Below are 16,312 nucleotides of genomic sequence, written 5' to 3'. Positions count from 1 at the left end.
CTCGCCTTCGGCTGACCGGCGGGCCGGCCGGCCCGGCGTCCCAGCCCGGGCCGGCCACCCCCGAAGCGGGTGGGCGGCGCGCGCGACGGCCCACCCGCAGTGCCCGCCGGTCAGTGCGGACGTTCAGCCGACCGACCGAAGGTGCGGCACCATGATCCACGCTCGTCCGTGCAACGTCCTTGCAACCGGCTTGCAGCCGGTCCGCGGCGATTGGGCATACTCCCGCGTCGTGGAGTTCCGGATCTTGGGTGCCGTGGAGGTGTGGTCCGACGGGGCCCGCGTCGACGTGGGCGGCCGCCAGCCGCGGCTCGTCCTCGCGGCGCTGCTGCTGGAGCCGGACCGGGTGATACCGGTGGACCGGCTGATCGACCTGCTCTGGCCGCAGTCCCCGCCGAGTAGCGCGCGGGCCACGGTGCAGGCGTTGGTCTCCCGGTTGCGGGCCGTCTTCCGCCGGCACGACGCACCGGTGGAGATCGTGAGCCGCGGCGGCGGTTATCTCGTGCGGGTCCATCCCGACCTGGTGGACGCACACCGGTTCACCGCGCTGACCGCGCGGGCCCGTTCCGCCGAGGACGAGACCGCGGTCGACCTCCTTGACCGGGCGCTCGAACTGTGGCGGGGGGAGCCGCTCGCGGACGTGGCCGACGAGGAGGTGCGCCACCGGCTTGGCGCCGGGCTGCGGGAGGCCCGATGGACGGCGGTGGAGGACCGGGCGGAGGCGCTGCTGCGGCTTGGCCGCGCCCGGCAGGTGGTCGGTGAACTTACCGACCAGGTGGCCCGTTGTCCGGGCCGCCAGCGGCTGGTCGGGCAGCTCATGCTCGCCCTGCACCGGGAGGGTCGCGCCGACCAGGCCCTAGCCACCTACCAGCGGGTCCGCGTCCGGCTCGCCGACGAGTCCGGCCTCGACCCCGCGCCCGAGCTGCGCCGGCTCGAGCAGCTCATTCTCCGGGCCGACCCGACGCTGGACCCGCCCGAGAGCACCGACCAGCGGGGCTCGGTACGCCCCGCCGAACTGCCCCACGAGATTCCCGGCTTCACCGGCCGGGCCGCCGACCTCGCCCGGCTGGACGCAACCCTGGACGATCGGGTCGGCGGCACCCGGATCTGGGTGCTCACCGGCACCGCCGGGGTGGGTAAGACCGCGCTGGCCGTGCGGTGGGCACATCGGGTGCGCGACGCGTTCCCCGACGGGCAACTCTTCGTCGACCTGCGCGGCTTCGACGCCGAACGGGAGCCGGTTCCGCCGGCCGCCGCGCTCACCCACCTGCTGGGTGGGCTCGGGGTCGACCCCCGGGCCATACCCGACGAGGTGGACGCCCGGGCGGCGTTGTTCCGCTCTCTGCTGGCCGGGCGGGACGTCCTGCTGGTGCTCGACAACGCCCGCGAGGTCGGGCAGGTGCTGCCGCTGATCCCGTCCGCGGGCACCGTGCTGGTCACCAGCCGGCACCGGCTCGGTGAACTGGTCGTCCGGGCCGGTGCCCGGATGCTGCCGCTGGACGTGCTCACCCCGGCGGACTCGGCCGGCCTGCTGGCCACCTTGCTGGGGGACGACACCGTCCGGGCCGAGGCGGACGCGGCGGCGCGGCTCGCCCGGCTCTGCGGGCACCTGCCGCTCGCGCTGCGGATCGCGGCCGCCAACATTCAGGCCGCGGGGGAGCCGGAGATCGCCGGGTTGGCCCAGGAACTGGCCGAGGGGGATCCCCTGGCCGGGTTGACCATTGACGGGGCCGACGAATCGGCGGTGACCAAGGCATTCGCGCTGTCGTACCGGGCGCTGTCGGCGGAGCAGCGGCAGATGTTCCGCCGGCTCGGGCTGGTGCCCGGCACGAGTTTCGGGGCAGGCGTGGCGGGTGCCCTCGTCGGCGCGTCCCCGGCCACGGCCGGACGGCTGCTCCGGGCGTTGGCCGCCGCGCACCTGGTGGAACGGCTCGCCGGAGACCGGTACCGGTTCCACGACCTGCTGCGCCGGTACGCGGTGGACCGGGTCACCACGGAGGAGGACGTCGCGCAGCGGGATCTGCTCCGGCAGCGCCTGTTCGACCACTACCTGGTCACGGCCGACGCGGCGGGTCGCCGGCTCATTCCGCACTTCGTCCGGCTGCCGCGTCCGGTGCCGGTGGATCCGTTCCCCAGCACGGAGGCCGCTCTGGCCTGGCTGGACGCCGAATGGACGAACCTCACCGTGGCGGTGGAGCAAGCGGCCCGGCAGGGCCCCCGCCGGTACGCCTGGCAGCTCACCGACGCGCTGCGGGCCTACTTCCACCAGCGGGGACGGCGTGCCGAGTGGCTCGCGGCGGCGACGGTCGCGCTGGCGGCGGCTCAGGCCGAGGAGGATCCGCGGGCTCAGGCCGCCATGCACCAGAGCATCGCCCTGGTCCACGTCACCAGCGGAGAGTACGAGGGCGCCCGCCGGCACCTGCTCGACGGGCTGCGGATCGACGCCGGGGACGGCTGGCCGGAGGGGCGCACCGGCATGCTGAACAACCTCAGCGCGGTGCACCAGCGCCTGGGTGATCCGCAGGCGGCGATCGCCTGCGCTCGCCGCTCCCTGGAGCTGAACCGGCAGCTCGGCAACGACGGCGGGGAGGTGATGTCCCTGGCCAATCTCGGCTTCGCGTACTGGCAGTTGGGGGCGCTGGCCCAGGCGTACGAGCACGTCCAGGCGGCGCTGGAGCGGGGTGAGCAGACCGGGGCGCGGTACAACGTGGCCGTCCTGCTGGTCGACCTGGCGAACGTGCGCCGGGACCTCGGCGACCACCGCGTCGCCGAGGAACTGTACACGCGGGCGCTCGCGGCCAATCGCGACCTCGGCTACCGGTACGGCGAAGCGACCGCCCTCGCCGGCCGGGCGGTGCTCTGGTGCGCGACGGGCCGGGCGGCGGCGGCCCACCCGGACGCGGAGCGGGCGGTGACGCTCACCGGGGAGATCGGCGACACCGGTACCGAGGCGTGGGCACTGGACGCGCTCGGCCGGGTCCTGCTGGCGCTGGGTCGACCGGCCGAGGCCGCGCAGGAGCACCGCCGGGCCCTGGAGTTGGCGCGGCGGACCCGATTCAGCTGGGGCGAGGCGACCGCGCTGGCCGGTCTCGCCGAGGCTCGACTGGTCGCCGGGGAACCGGTCGTAGCCCGGGAGCACGGCCGCGCCGCGTCAGCCCTGGCCGTACGGGCCGGTTACCGGCTGATCGAGATCCGGGCCACACGCGTCCTGGCCCGTGCCGCCCGGATGAGCGGGGAGGTGGCGGAGGCGGCCCGGCTGGACGACCGGATCGCGCACCTGGTGCGAGAGACGGGGTACGCGGCGCCGGCAAGCGAGGCGGGGCGGTGCGTTCGGTAGCGGTCAGTCGGTGAGTGCGCGAGCCAGCGCGTACCCCAGGGACGCCGCGCCCAGCCCAGCGACCACGCTGAGCAGCGCGTTCGCCAGCGCGTGGTGGCGGGCGCCGTTCCGGGCCAGCCGCAGTGTCTCGTAGCTGAGCGTGGACCAGGTGGTCAGCGCGCCGCAGAAGCCCGTGCCGACCAGCGCGCCCACCGCTGGGACGGCCGGGACCGCGGCCACCGCACCGAGCAGCAGCGACCCGGCCACGTTGACGGTCAGCGTGCCCCAGGGAAAAACGGAGCCGTGGCGGGCCTGCACCGCCCGGTCGGTGAGGTAGCGCAGCGGGGCACCCAGCGCGGCCCCGATCGCGATCAGCAGGACGGTCACCGGGCCGCCCCGGCGGCCCGGGACAGCAGCCGGCCGGCGACCGCGTCCCCGGCCCAGACCGCCAACAGCGCCCCGACGAGGGTCGCCGCCAGGTACGCCAGCGCCGTCCCCGGCGCCCCGGCGGCCGCCGCCCGCTGCGTGTCCACCACGTACGTGGAGAAGGTGGTGAAGCCGCCCAGCACGCCGACGCCGAGGAACGGCCGGACCAGTGGGCCGGCCGGACGGACGGTGAGCACCGCCATCAGCGCGCCGATCAGCAGCGAGCCGACGACGTTGATACCGAAGGTGGCCCACGGGAAACCGGTGGGTGGATGCGGGAACGCCGCCTGCAGGCCGGCCCGGGCCAGCGCGCCGAGCACCCCGCCGGCGGCGATGGCACCGAGGACCGCCGCCGGGTGGGCGTTCAACTCTCCCCGGTCGGCGGGTACGCGCAGATCGACGTCCGGGTCGACGGGGAATTCGGGTGGTCGGTTCATGGTTCTCCGCCGAGCATAGACGCTGCCGGCCGGCCCGCCTCTGACCTGGCAGCACGGGCCCGTACGGGCGTACGGTGTGCGACATCGTCCGGCGCGTGGCGGCGTCGGGACCGTCGTGCAGGAGGCAGCCGTGCAGGACCGCACCCCTCGTCCCGATGAGCTGGAACCCGTCGAGCGGGCGTCCGTGGACGAACTGCGGGCGCTGCAGCTGGATCGGCTGCGCTGGTCGCTGCGGCACGCGTACGACAACGTCCCGCACTATCGTCGGGCCTTCGAGGCGGCCGGGGCCCACCCGGACGATCTGCGCGAGCTGACGGACCTGGCCCGCTTTCCGTTCACGAGCAAGGCCGACCTGCGCGAGAACTACCCGTTCGGGATGTTCGCCGTGCCCCGGGAGCGGATCGCCCGGCTGCACGCCTCTTCGGGCACCACCGGCCGCCCCACCGTGGTCGGCTACACCCGGGCCGACATCGCCACCTGGGCGAAACTGATGGCCCGCTCCATCCGCGCCTCCGGTGGCCGTCCGGCCGACCGGGTGCATGTGGCGTACGGCTACGGGCTCTTCACCGGTGGCCTCGGCGCGCACTACGGCGCCGAGGAGTTGGGCTGCACGGTCATCCCGGTCTCCGGGGGCATGACCGAGCGGCAGGTGATGCTGATCCGCGACTTCGAGCCGGACCTCATCATGGTCACGCCCAGTTACATGCTGGCCATCGTCGACGAGATGGAACGCCAGGGCGTCGACCCCCGAGCCACCTCGCTCAAGGTCGGCATCTTCGGCGCCGAGCCGTGGACCGAGGACATGCGCCGCGAGATGGAGCAGCGCCTGAACATGCACGCGGTCGACATCTACGGGCTGTCGGAGGTGATGGGGCCGGGAGTGGCCGTCGAGTGCGTGGAGACCAAGGACGGCCTGCACCTGTGGGAGGACCACTTCTACCCCGAGATCATCGACCCGGTCACCGGTGAGGTGCTGCCCGACGGCGAGCAGGGGGAGTTGGTGCTCACCTCGCTCAGCAAGGAGGCCATGCCGGTCGTCCGTTACCGCACCCGGGACCTGACCCGGCTGTTGCCCGGCACCGCCCGGGCGATGCGGCGGATCGAGAAGATCACCGGCCGGACCGACGACATGATGATCGTCCGAGGAGTGAACGTCTTCCCGACCCAGATCGAGGAACTGATCCTGCGTACGCCCGCGTTGTCGCCGCACTTCCAGTGCGTGCTGGGCCGGCAGGGCCGGATGGACACCCTCACCGTCAGGGTGGAGCGGCGGACCGGGGTGGCCGCCGACGAGGCGGAGCGGGCCGGGGCGGCCCTGGTGCAGCAGGTCAAGAACACCATCGGGGTGAGCGTGGCGGTGCAGGTCATCGAGCCCGACGGGGTCGAACGGTCGATGGGTAAGATGCGCCGGATCGTCGACCAGCGGCAGGGGCACTGACATGGTGGAGCACGACGGCCGCACCGCGGCCCATGACATGTTCGACGTCGACGTGGCTTCCAAAGGGCTCGGCATCGAGCTGGTCGCGGCCGCCGGCGGCGCGGCGGTGGCCCGAATGCGGGTCACCCCGGCCATGCTGAACGGCCACGCGATCGGCCACGGCGGTTTCGTCTTCCTGCTCGCCGACACCGCGTTCGCGCTGGCCTGCAACAGCCACGGCCCGGCCACCGTGGCAGCCGGCGGCGAGATCAGCTTCCTGCGTCCCGTCCGCGAGGGCGACCTGCTCGAGGCCCGGGCCACCGAGCGGGTCCGCTACGGCCGCAGCGGCATCTACGACGTCACTGTCTGGCGGGACGACGAGGTGATCGCCGAGTTCCGCGGGCGTAGCCGCACGCTGTCCAGGCCGTGAGGGGCGGAGCGGGCGGCTGAGTCTGGTGCGTCGGCCCGGGGCGAGGAGACCCTGCCCGGCGGGCTACGTCGGCGACGTGGCTGCCGACCGGCGAGCGATCGGCCGGGACGGCGCCGGGGTGGAGCGGCCCCGTGCCCGCTCCACCCCGGCGCCGGGCTCAGGCCGCGGCGAGTGTCGCCGTGCCCCGGCGCCCGCGATACGGCCCGGCGTGCGCCGGACCGCGCGGCGGAATGTGGACCGCGGCGGCCAGCCGGCGGGCGAACGCCGTCCGGAGCGCGCGGGGAAGTCGCTGCCGCGCCACCCGGGCGATCGTCGGGTCGGCGACCGCGTACCCGCCGCCGGTCCGGCGTAGCAGACCGCCCGCGAGCAGAGCGCGCAGCACCGGTTCGGCGCGGCCCGCCGGCCAGTCGAGCAGCCGTTCGACGGTGTCGGCGTCGGCGTTCGCGCGGTGTGCCGCAGCCGCCATCAGCACCGCCCGCTGATGCCCGTCCAGCCGGTCCAGGCAAGCGTCGACCATGCGGCGGACCGCCTCCGGCACCCCGGCCGGGTCACCGTCCTCGCCGAGCGCCCGGACGTACGCCCGGGCGACGGCCGGGTTGCCGCCGACCAGGGGCCGCAGCTCCGCGGCCAGCGCGGCCGGGCGGCCGGCCCGGTCCAGCAGTTGCCGCAGCAGCCGTCCGGTGTCGACGGCGCCGAGCGCGGGCAGCGGCACGTGGCGACGCCGACCGGCGGCCTCGGGCAGCAGGTCGGCCCAGCCCGGCCCGTGTGTGGCGACCACGGCGAGCGGCAGCCGCCGTTCGCTGGCCGCGGCGAAGAGCCGGTGCAGAAACCGGCTCAGCGTCGGGGCGGCGCGGTCCAGGTCGTCCACCGCCACCACCACCGGCACCTCGGCGGCCAGGGCGAGGAGGACCTCCCGCCAGACCTCGGCACCGCGGCCCGCGGCCCCCGCGTCCCCCGGCGCCGCGACGAAGTCGGCCAGCGCGTGCGCCGCCGCCCCGCGCCGGGCCGGCGGCAGCAGCCCGTCCAGCGCCCCGGCCAGCCGCCGGCGTACGGTCGCGGCGGGGTCCGTGTCGCGGACCCCGGCGAAGGCGCGGGCCATGTCGGCCAGCGGCGCCAGCGCTCCCTCCGGGTACGGCGGGCACTGCGCCACGCACCAGCGGACCGCACGTCCGTCCACGGTCGGCACCGCGCGGGCCAGCTCGTGCAGCAGCCGGCTGCGGCCACTGCCGGCCGGCCCGACCAGGGAGATCCAGCGCGGCTGGCGATCGCGGACCGCGCGGGTGATTTCGTCGCCGGCGGTGGCCAACTCCCGCCGCCGGCCGATCAACGGGCCGTGGTGACGGGCCGGCGCCGGCCGGACCAGTCCGGTCACCCGCCAGATGTCCAGCGGAAACGCCTTGCCGGCCACCGCCATCGTGGCCAGCGGACGCTGCTCGACGAGGCCGGCGGTGGCCCGGCGGGTCGTCGCGCAGACGACCACCCCACCCGGCGGGGCGTACTCCTGCAGGCGGGCCGCGGTCGTGATCACGGCGCCGCTGGCCGTGCCGTGCCCACCGTCGTGGGTGGCGGCCAGGTCGACCAGGACCTCGCCGGTCGCCACGCCGATCCGGACCCGCAGCCGGGTGCCGGCCGGTGCCCGCCGGTCCAGCGCATCCTGGATCTCCAACCCCGCGCGCACCGCCCGGTACGCCTCGAACCCGTCGGAGCCGTGCGCCCCGAACAGCGCCATCACCGCATCGCCGATGTACTTCTCCACCACGCCGTTCCACCGGCGCAGCACCCCGGCGACCGTGGCAAAGTATTCCCGTTGCAGCTCTCGGACGTCTTCCGGGTCGAGTCGCTCGATCAGACCGGTCGAGCCGACGATGTCGGCGAAGAGCACGGTGACCACTCGCCGTTCCTCGGGCACCGGCCAGCGCGCGGCGGTGGCGGGTTTCCGAATCCCCACGATCGTGGCCATTGGCATCGCACCCACCCTTTCACTGCGACCGGTGCCTGACGACTCATGGAGACTTTCACCGCCGGATCGAGCGGGGATCCGTAGGACGACGTATCTCGGCCACCCGCAACCTTTCGTCGCAATGTTGACGCGGAAGGTGCCACTGGCACCCCGAGCCCGTAGAACGGTGCGGGGAGCTGTGATTAGGCTGCGGGGCCATGGGCAGCGATGTGGACACCGCACCGCTCGTCGGCCGTGCCGACATTCTGGCGATGCTCCGGTCGGCGCTGCTCGGCGGCGTCGCGCCCGGGCACACCGCGGCGGTCTTCCTCACCGGCGAGAGCGGCGTGGGCAAGACCCGGCTGCTGGCCGAGGTCAACGACGGGCTGCGGGCCTCGGGCGCGTTGGTGCTCACCGGCTCCTGCCTGGACATCGGCGACGCCTCCCCGCTGCACCCGTTGCGGCAGGCGCTGCGTCGTCTCGACGCCGAGCCCACCGAAGCCCGGACCTCGTCGGCGGTGCGTGGCCTGCTCCAGGTCTTCGACGAGGAGACCCCGGGGCCGGACGGCGCGGGCGCGCTGCTGGAGCGGGTGTCCCAAGGGCTGCACGCGGTCGCCGGCGGCCGTCCGCTGGTCCTCGTCCTGGACGACCTCCAGTGGGTCGACCGGAGCACCCGCCAACTTCTGCTCTACCTGCTCGCCGGCCTCAGCGATCTGCAACTGTCGGTGCTGGCCGCGATCCGGGCCGAGGCGCTGCAGGGCGCGCATCCGTTGCGCCGGGTCCTCACCGAGCTGCGTCGGCTGCGGTCGGTCCGGGTGCTCGACCTGGCGCCACTGGACCGGGCCGGCACCGACGAGCTGGCGGCCGCGATCGCCGGCGCGCCGCTGCCGCCGGACGCCGCCGACCAGATGTGGCGGCGCAGCGGCGGCAACCCGTTCGTCGTCGAGGAACTCGCCCGCGACCTGCGTGACGGTCGCGATGGGCTCTCCGACACGCTGCGCGAGGTGTTCCTGGCGCGGGTTGACGCGCTGCCGCAGCACGCGCACGCCGTGGTGCACGCGGTCGCGGCGGGCGTCGAACCGGTCGAGCACTGGCTACTGGCAGAGGTGGTCCGGCTGTCCGAGGCCGAGCTGATCGAGGCGGTCCGGGCCGCGGTGGCGCACCGGCTGCTGATCGGCGCCGACGACGGCTACCGGCTGCGACACCGGCTGGTCGCCGAGGTGCTGGCGCACGAGCTGCTGCCCGCTGAGCGCGCCGCGCTGCACCGCCGCTACGCCGAGGTGCTCACCTCGGCCACCGCGGAGCTGCACCAGGCCCGCCTGGCCCATCATTGGCGGCTGGCCGGAGAACCCGGACGGGCGTTGCCGGCCTCGATGGCCGCCGCGCGCGAGGCCGAGCGGCTGCACGGGTACGCCGAGGCGCACCGGCACTGGTCGGCGGCGTTGCAGCTGGCCTCCGTCCCGGCGGCGGACCCGCGGGGCGTCGATCGGCCCGCTGAAGTCGCCGTGGGCCGCGCGGAGCTGTTGAAGCACACCGCCGAGACGGCACACCAGTGCGGCGAGCACGCTCGGGCGCTGGCGTTGCTGGAGGAGCTGGCCGGGGAACCCGACGGTCCACGGGCCTGCGTCCTGCACATCCGCCGGGCCCGGTACCTGGCCGCGGCCGGGCGGTCCGCGTTGGCCGAGGCCGAGTACCGGCAGGCCCTGACGGACGACGACTGCACGCCCCGCGAGCGGGCCACCGCCGCCGCGCACCTGGCCGAGCTGCTGCTGCACCTCGGGCGGTACGCCGAGGCCGGTGACCAGGCCCGGGAGGCGCTGGAACTGGCCGGCGCGGTCGACGGCACCACCTCGGAGGTGGTGCTGGCCAGCGCCGCTCTCGGCTACAGCGAGGCCTTCCTGGAGGACCCGGACGGCGGGCTGGCGGTGATGCGCCAGGCCCTGGAGACCGCCGAGCGGTCCGGCCGGCCGGAGGACGTGGCGTGCGCGTACCTGCACCTGGCCGAGCTGCTGACCGGGCCGCTGAACATCCTTGAGGAGGGCGTGGTGGTGGCCCGCCGGGGCGCCGAGCGGGTCGCCGAGCTGGGCCTCGGCCGCACCTGGGAGACCCGGCTGTTGGCCATCGCCACCAACGGGCTGTTCCGGGTCGGGCAGTGGACCGAGGCGGAGAAGGTGGTCGCCGCCGCACTGCGGCATCGTCCCTCCGGCGCCGACGCGGTGGAGCTGCTGCTCGCCCGCTGCCGGCTCTCCGTCGGGTACGGCGACATCGAGGCCTCCGACCGGGACCTGGAGGCGGTGGCCACGATGCTCGCCGGTGGCGGGGCCCGGCACGTGCTGCCGATGCTCATCCTGCGGGCCGGGCTGGCCATGTGGCAGGGGCGGCACGACCTGGCCCGGCAGGCCGTCCAGCGGGGGCTGACCGAGAGCCGCTCGGACGACGTCATTGTGCTCGCCACCCTCGCCTGGCACGGGCTGCGCGCGGAGGCCGAGGCGTATGCGAGCCGGACGATCGCGGTGGACCCGACGGTGGTACGCCGGCTCCGCGAGGTGGTCGACCGGGTGGCCGGCCGGAGTGAGAAGGCCCCCGCCCCGGTGCGCTACGTCGCGGACGCCTTCCTGGCCCTCTGTGACGCCGAGATCAGCCGACTCGACGACGGCCGGGGAGACCCGGAGCTGTGGGGCCGCTCGGCGACCGAGTGGGACCGGCGCAACCACCCTTACCCGGCGGCGTACTCCCGGCTGCGGCAGGCTGAGGCGCTGCTGGCCCGACGTAGCCGGGTGGCCACCGCGGGCAAGCTGCTGCGGCAGGCGTACCAGATGGCGCAGGCGCTGGGCGCGGTGCCGTTGAGCTCGGAGATCCGGACGCTGGCCGGCCGGGCGCGGGTGACCCTGGAGGAGGCGCCGGCCGCCCGTCCCGCGCCCCGGCCCCGGGCCGCGGTGCCGGCCGCCCCGCCGTCGGCGGACGAGCTGGCCGTGCTCACCGCCCGGGAACGCGAGGTGCTCGCCGCCGTGGCCGAGGGACTGACCAACCGGGAGATCGGCCAGCGGCTGTTCATCAGCGAACGGACCATCGGGGTGCACGTGTCGCACATTTTCGACAAGCTCCAGGTCCGCACCCGGGTGCAGGCCAGCGCGATTTTCCTGCGCAACCATTGATGGCCCCGGTGAATACGTCGTTCTACCGATCCGACCGGTCCGCGCCGGCTGGCAGGCTGTCCAGCGTCACCGGTGACGCCGCGGGCGTCTGCCACAGTGGAGGAAAGATGACCGAGCCGGTTTGGGGTCCCGTGCAGCAGGACATCGTCGGGCTGCTCGCCGACCACCCCGCCGACGTGCCGGCGGTCGTCGACCACCTCACAAAGCTGCAGGATCTGCTGGTCCGGCTGCCTCCGTTGGCGGAGAGCTGCCCCCTGGCGGACTTCAACAAGCTCTATCTGACCATCACCACCAGCGTCCTGGACGGCCTCTACGACGACCGTTTCACCGACCCGGTGTTCCTGGCCCGGCTGGATGTGGAGTTCGCCGCCCGCTACTTCGACGCGTTGCGATTCTGGACCGAGTCCAGCCCGAACACGCCGAGGGCGTGGTCGTGCCTGTTCAAGCGGATGCGCGGCCCGGACGCCCGGCCGCTGCCCTCGGCCGCCGCCGGGGTCAACGCGCACATCAACTACGACCTGCCGTTCGCGCTGGTGACGACGTTCGACAGCCTGGAGTCCGAGCCGGTCGACGGCAGCGAGCAGCACCGCGACTATCTGGAGATCAACAAGATCTTCGCCGAGCGGATCCCGGAGCTGCGCCGGGGCTACCTGGAACACTGGCAACTCATGATCGATATGTTGAACGGCGACATCGACGACTGGTACCAGGGCGAACTGGTCGAGTACACCCGGAACGTCGCCTGGCGCAACGCGCAGAAGATCTGGCGCTGCCGGCACGACCCGGAGGCCATCGAGTGCGAGCGGAAGCGGCTGGACGACCACGCGGCACGGTTCGGCCGGTTGCTGCTCTCGCCGCTCGGAGCTTTTTTGCAGTAGCCGAGGTCCGTCGCCGCAGTGCCGGTGACGGCGCACGAGCCTGCGGCGGTGCGAGGATGGGCCGGTGGAGGAGGCGCTCGTCGGCAACGTGACCGCCGGCATCGTTCGGGTCGACGACACCGTCCGGCGGCCCACCGGCCCGTGGACCAACGCCGTCGACGCCCTGCTGGCCCATCTGCACGCGGTCGGCTTCACCGGCGCGCCCCGGCCGCTCGGCCGGGACGACCGGGGCCGCCAGATCCTCGAGTACGTCCCGGGGGAGCTGGGCGACCATACCGGCACGTACTCGCTGGACGAGTTGACGTCGATCGGCGCGTTCCTGGCCGACCTGCACCGCGCGACGGCCACCTTCGTGCCCCCGCCGGCGGCCGCCTGGCAGCAGGTCATTCCACCGGACGGCGACGAGCTCGTCTGCCACCACGACGTCGCACCGTGGAACCTGGTCCGGTCCGCCCGCGGCTGGGTGCTGATCGACTGGGACGGCGCGGGCCCCGGCACCCGGCTGTGGGAGCTGGCGTACGCGGCGCAGAGCATGGCCGGGATGCGCCCCGACCGGCCGTTGGGGGAGTCCGCCGAGCGGCTGCGTGCATTGGTGGACGGCTACGGTCTCGCCACGGCCCAGCGGCCGGCCCTGGCTGCGCTGCTCGGCCGTCGGGCCCGGGCCATGTCCGACCTGCTGCGCCGAGGCGCCCGGGACGAGGTGCAACCGTGGGCGCGGATCCACGCCGAGGACGGGGCGTACTGGCGGGACACGGCCGCCCTGCTGGAGGCACACGTGCAGCGGTGGACCGCCGCTCTGATGTGATCTTTCAGCTGTGTCACCCGGTTGCCCATCACGCCTTCGTCTTGACGATCTCTGCCGGTTGTCGGGTTCGGCCGGGCGGTGCCCCGGATACCGCCTACCGTCAGTTCAGGGCCTGAAGGTGGTGGCACATGGCGGAGGGACGGGACGGGGCGTCGCAGCCCCGACGCCCGCGGGGGCGGCGCAACCAGGCGCAGGCCACCGCGGCGGATCGGGCGCTGCGCGCCGCCCGCGACCCGGAACACGGCGACCGCGCCGGCCGAAAGGCGATCGAGATCCCCGCCTGCATGGAGAGCCCGGTACGGCCGCGCGAGCCGGCCAGCCCGCTGAGTCGATGGCTGTCCCAGCATCAGGTCCAGCCGGTCGGCCCGGAGACCCGGGAGCACCAGACGGCCGCGCACCCCTGGTGGCAGGTGATGTGCCTGACCGGCCTCGACTACTACTCCAGCCTCTCCTACGTGCCCGGTATCGCCGCGTTGGCGGCCGGGGCGGTCTCCCCGCTGGCCACCCTGCTGATCGTGGCGCTGACCCTGTTCGGGATGCTGCCCATGTACCGACGGGTGGCCGGGGAGAGCCCGCACGGTCAGGGCTCGGTGGCCATGCTGGAGCGGCTGCTGCCGTTCTGGCGGGGCAAGATCTTCGTACTGGTGCTGCTCGGCTTCGTGGCCACCTCGTGGATCGTCACGATCACGTTGTCGTCCGCCGACGCCACGGTGCACCTGTTGGAGAACCCGTACCTGCCGAAGTCTTTTCCGCACGGCGGCACCGCCGCGGTGGTGGTCACCGGAGTCCTACTGCTCGTCCTCGGTGGCGTGTTCCTGATGGGATTCCAGGAGGCGGTGCGGGTCGCCATCCCCCTCGTCGCGGTCTTCCTCGTGCTGAACGCGGTGATCGTGGTCGTCAGCCTGTCGCACATTATCGCCAACCCGGCGGTGGTCAGTGGCTGGACGCAGCGGCTGACCACCACCACCGCTGGCGTCGGCGGCCTGGTTCGCACGTCCGTGCTGGCCTTCCCGCTGCTGGTGCTGGGCCTCTCCGGTTTCGAGACCGGGGTCAGCATGATGCCGCTGATCAAGGGAAACGGCGTGGACACCGAGGCCCGGCTGGCGGCGCGGATCCGAAACACCCGCAAGCTGCTCGCGACCGCGTCGCTGATCATGTCGGTCTATCTGATCGCCACCACGTTCGTCACCACGGTGCTGATCCCGCCCAAGGAGTTCCAGCCCGGCGGAGCGGCGAACGGGCGGGCGTTGGCCTGGGTGGCCCACGAGCACCTGGGTGAGGGGTTCGGCACGATCTACGACATCAGCAGCATCCTGATCCTCTGGTTCGCCGGCGCCTCGGCGATGGCCGGTCTGATCAACATCGTGCCCCGCTACCTGCCTGCGTACGGCATGGCGCCGGAGTGGGGGCGGGCCATCCGCCCGGTGGTGCTGGTCTACACGGCGGTCAGCATCGCCATCACGATCGCCTTCCGGGCGGACGTCAACGCCCAGGCCGGCGCGTACGCCACCGGGATCCTGGCGATGATGGTCTCCGGTGCGATCGCGGTGACCATCTCCGCGTACCGGGCGCGGCACCCCTTCGCCGGGATCGGATTCACGGTGCTCAGCGCGGTGCTGCTCTACGCCCTCACCGAGAACGTGATCGAGAAACCGGGCGGCATCGCCATCTCCGGCCTGTTCATCGCCGGCATCATCGCCGTCTCGCTGATCTCCCGGGTGTCCCGGACCACGGAGCTGCGCGCCGAGCGGATCGAGTTCGACGAGCCGGCCCGGCGGTTCGTCGCCGAGTCGATCGCCCACGACGGCCGGCTGCACCTGATCGCGAACAAGCGGCAGAGCGGCTCGCTCAAGGAGTACCGGGTCAAGGAGCGCGCGCAGCGCGGCATGAACCCGGTGCCGGGCGCCGCCGACGTGCTGTTCCTGGAGATCGACGTGAGCGACCCGTCGCAGTTCAGTCAGGTTCTGCGGGTGCATGGGGTGGAGGTCGGCGGGTACCGGATCCTGCGAGCCAGCAGCCCCGCGGCGCCGAACGCGATCGCCGCCATCCTGCTGGCCCTGCGGGACGCCACCGGGGTCCGCCCGCACTGCCACTTCGAGTGGTCCGAGGGGAATCCCATCGCGCACCTGCTGCGCTATCTGATCCTCGGCCGAGGCGACACTCCGCCGGTGGTCCGCGAGATCATCCGTAAGACCGAGCCGGACCCCACCCACCGCCCCGGCATCCACGTCGGTTGAGCCGGGCCGAGGGGCGGTAGCGGCTCACCTGGACGGCTCGGGGAGCTTGCAGCTCACCTTGGGGTTGGCGCCGATGTAGTTCAGCGGGCCGGCCCCGATGGTGAGCAGGATCGTGCCCGCCTCGGCGCAATTCTTCTCGTCGCTGGTGTAGTACCCGCGTTGTCCGGCGGCGATCGCGCCGATGAGAAGCCAGATGACGACCAGGACGCCGACTGTCGAGGTGCCGCGCATGGGTTGCCTCCACTGGGGTGTGGTGGTTTCGCCGGTGACGGCCATGTACCCAACGCGGTGGAATCGTCAAACAGCGTCGGAACCGGCGTGGCCGATGTCGACCATCGCGAGCCCGGCGTGGGATGCCTGGGCAAGGTCCCGCCCGGGGCCGGTGGTGACATCGTCAGCACCGGCCCCGGGACAGACTCAGGCGTCTGCGCCAGCGGTCGCCGGCACGTTCTCGGCCTCGGCGGGGGTGCCGGCCAGGACCTTCGCCTGCTGCGGCCAGGTCGCCAGGCCCGGCGCGGCGCGCAGGCCGGCCGCCTTGAGGACCTCCCGCAGCGCCGCCTCGTCCAACTCGGCGAGCTGCTGGTAGGTGCGGATGCCGGCGGCCTGGATGCCGGCGGCCATCTTCGGCCCGATGCCCTGGATCTTCTGGAAATCGTCGGCGGGCCCGCTGGCGGCCGGGGCCGCGACGGGCTGCGTCGCGGCCGTGCTGTTCTCGACCGAGGCGCGCGGCGCGGGGATGGTCGCCGGGGCGGCCTGCTCGGCGGGAGCCGTAGCGGGCTCCACGTCGGCGGCGACCAGGTCCGGTTCGGTCTCGACGGCAACGGGCGCGGTCTCGGTGCTGGCCGGCTCGGCTTCGACGGCGACCGGCTCGGCTTCGACGGCGACCGGTTCGGTCTCGACCGCGACCGGCTCAGCCTCAGCCTCAGCCTCGGCCTCGGCCGCGACTGCGACCGGCTCGGCCTCAGCGGTGACGGGCTGCTCCGCCTCGGCCGGGGCGGAGCCCGGCTCAACGACATCGGTGGCCGGCGGGGTGGCGGTCACGGGACCACCCTCCACCTTGGGTGCCGACGGGCCAGCGGTGGTGCGGCCTCCGGCCAGCACCCGCCAGATCACCAGGCCCGTTACCACAGTCAGGATCCCGACCAGCCAGAGCGCGGAACTCGGCGACACGGGCAACTCCTCCTCGTATGTGAACGACAGTCGTGAAAGAACACGGGGCAGCTTCGCACACATACGTCGGAAATGGCAGCGAGGCCGGAAGTCCCGTCGCCAATG

The 16,312-nt window shown here is 73.7% G+C and carries 12 protein-coding genes; 7 read left to right on the top strand and 5 right to left on the bottom strand.

Going from position 1 to position 16,312, the window contains the following annotated elements:
* Positions 1-229: 229 nt before the first annotated feature.
* Positions 230-3,334 (top strand): BTAD domain-containing putative transcriptional regulator, encoded by a 3,105-nt coding sequence (locus AB0C02_RS14775; RefSeq protein WP_357548260.1) that lies wholly within the window; start codon positions 230-232, stop codon positions 3,332-3,334.
* Between the two features lie 3 nt (positions 3,335-3,337).
* On the opposite strand, the gene crcB is transcribed toward AB0C02_RS14775, so the two are convergent.
* Together crcB and AB0C02_RS14765 are read right to left on the bottom strand one after the other, a co-directional pair.
* A complete protein-coding gene (gene crcB, locus AB0C02_RS14770; protein WP_357548259.1) occupies positions 3,338-3,700 on the bottom strand; it encodes a fluoride efflux transporter CrcB in 363 nt (120 codons plus the stop codon).
* On the bottom strand, positions 3,697-4,176 hold the full coding sequence (locus tag AB0C02_RS14765) for a CrcB family protein (RefSeq protein WP_357548256.1): 480 nt from the start codon (positions 4,174-4,176) through the stop codon (positions 3,697-3,699). Before AB0C02_RS14765 ends, crcB begins: the two co-directional genes overlap by 4 nt.
* A gap of 130 nt (positions 4,177-4,306) precedes the next feature.
* Between AB0C02_RS14765 and paaK the strand changes: the two genes are divergently transcribed.
* A complete protein-coding gene (gene paaK / locus AB0C02_RS14760) occupies positions 4,307-5,614 on the top strand; it encodes a phenylacetate--CoA ligase PaaK (RefSeq protein ID WP_357548255.1) in 1,308 nt (435 codons plus the stop codon).
* 1 nt (position 5,615) lies between these two features.
* A complete protein-coding gene (gene paaI, locus AB0C02_RS14755) occupies positions 5,616-6,023 on the top strand; it encodes a hydroxyphenylacetyl-CoA thioesterase PaaI (protein ID WP_357548254.1) in 408 nt (135 codons plus the stop codon).
* Between the two features lie 157 nt (positions 6,024-6,180).
* On the opposite strand, the gene AB0C02_RS14750 is transcribed toward paaI, so the two are convergent.
* Positions 6,181-7,983, bottom strand: a complete 1,803-nt coding sequence (locus tag AB0C02_RS14750) for an adenylate/guanylate cyclase domain-containing protein (protein WP_357548251.1) — start codon at positions 7,981-7,983, stop codon at positions 6,181-6,183.
* 197 nt (positions 7,984-8,180) lie between these two features.
* Between AB0C02_RS14750 and AB0C02_RS14745 the strand changes: the two genes are divergently transcribed.
* The 4 genes from AB0C02_RS14745 (at position 8,181) to AB0C02_RS14730 (ending at position 15,037) form a co-directional block, all read left to right on the top strand.
* A complete protein-coding gene (locus AB0C02_RS14745; protein ID WP_357548250.1) occupies positions 8,181-11,117 on the top strand; it encodes an AAA family ATPase in 2,937 nt (978 codons plus the stop codon).
* Positions 11,118-11,224: 107 nt separating this feature from the next.
* Positions 11,225-11,995, top strand: a complete 771-nt coding sequence (locus tag AB0C02_RS14740; protein WP_357548249.1) for a DUF5995 family protein — start codon at positions 11,225-11,227, stop codon at positions 11,993-11,995.
* Positions 11,996-12,059: 64 nt separating this feature from the next.
* Positions 12,060-12,800: a phosphotransferase gene (locus AB0C02_RS14735; protein WP_357548248.1), complete on the top strand. Its 741-nt coding sequence runs from the start codon at positions 12,060-12,062 to the stop codon at positions 12,798-12,800.
* 128 nt (positions 12,801-12,928) lie between these two features.
* Positions 12,929-15,037 carry an amino acid transporter gene (locus AB0C02_RS14730; RefSeq protein ID WP_357548246.1) on the top strand — a complete coding sequence of 703 codons (2,109 nt, stop codon included), beginning with the start codon at positions 12,929-12,931 and terminating at the stop codon, positions 15,035-15,037.
* 24 nt (positions 15,038-15,061) lie between these two features.
* Here the strand turns inward: AB0C02_RS14730 and AB0C02_RS14725 are convergent, their stop codons facing one another.
* Positions 15,062-15,268, bottom strand: a complete 207-nt coding sequence (locus AB0C02_RS14725) for a hypothetical protein (protein ID WP_357548245.1) — start codon at positions 15,266-15,268, stop codon at positions 15,062-15,064.
* A 186-nt stretch (positions 15,269-15,454) separates the two neighbouring features.
* A complete protein-coding gene (locus AB0C02_RS14720) occupies positions 15,455-16,207 on the bottom strand; it encodes a helix-hairpin-helix domain-containing protein (RefSeq protein ID WP_357548244.1) in 753 nt (250 codons plus the stop codon).
* Positions 16,208-16,312: the final 105 nt, after the last annotated feature.

The organism is Micromonospora sp. NPDC048999 (genome assembly GCF_040649295.1).
Classification (GTDB): domain Bacteria; phylum Actinomycetota; class Actinomycetes; order Mycobacteriales; family Micromonosporaceae; genus Micromonospora.
The sequence above is the reverse complement of the archived record's forward strand: the minus strand, read 5'-3'. Positions and strand labels throughout refer to the sequence as shown.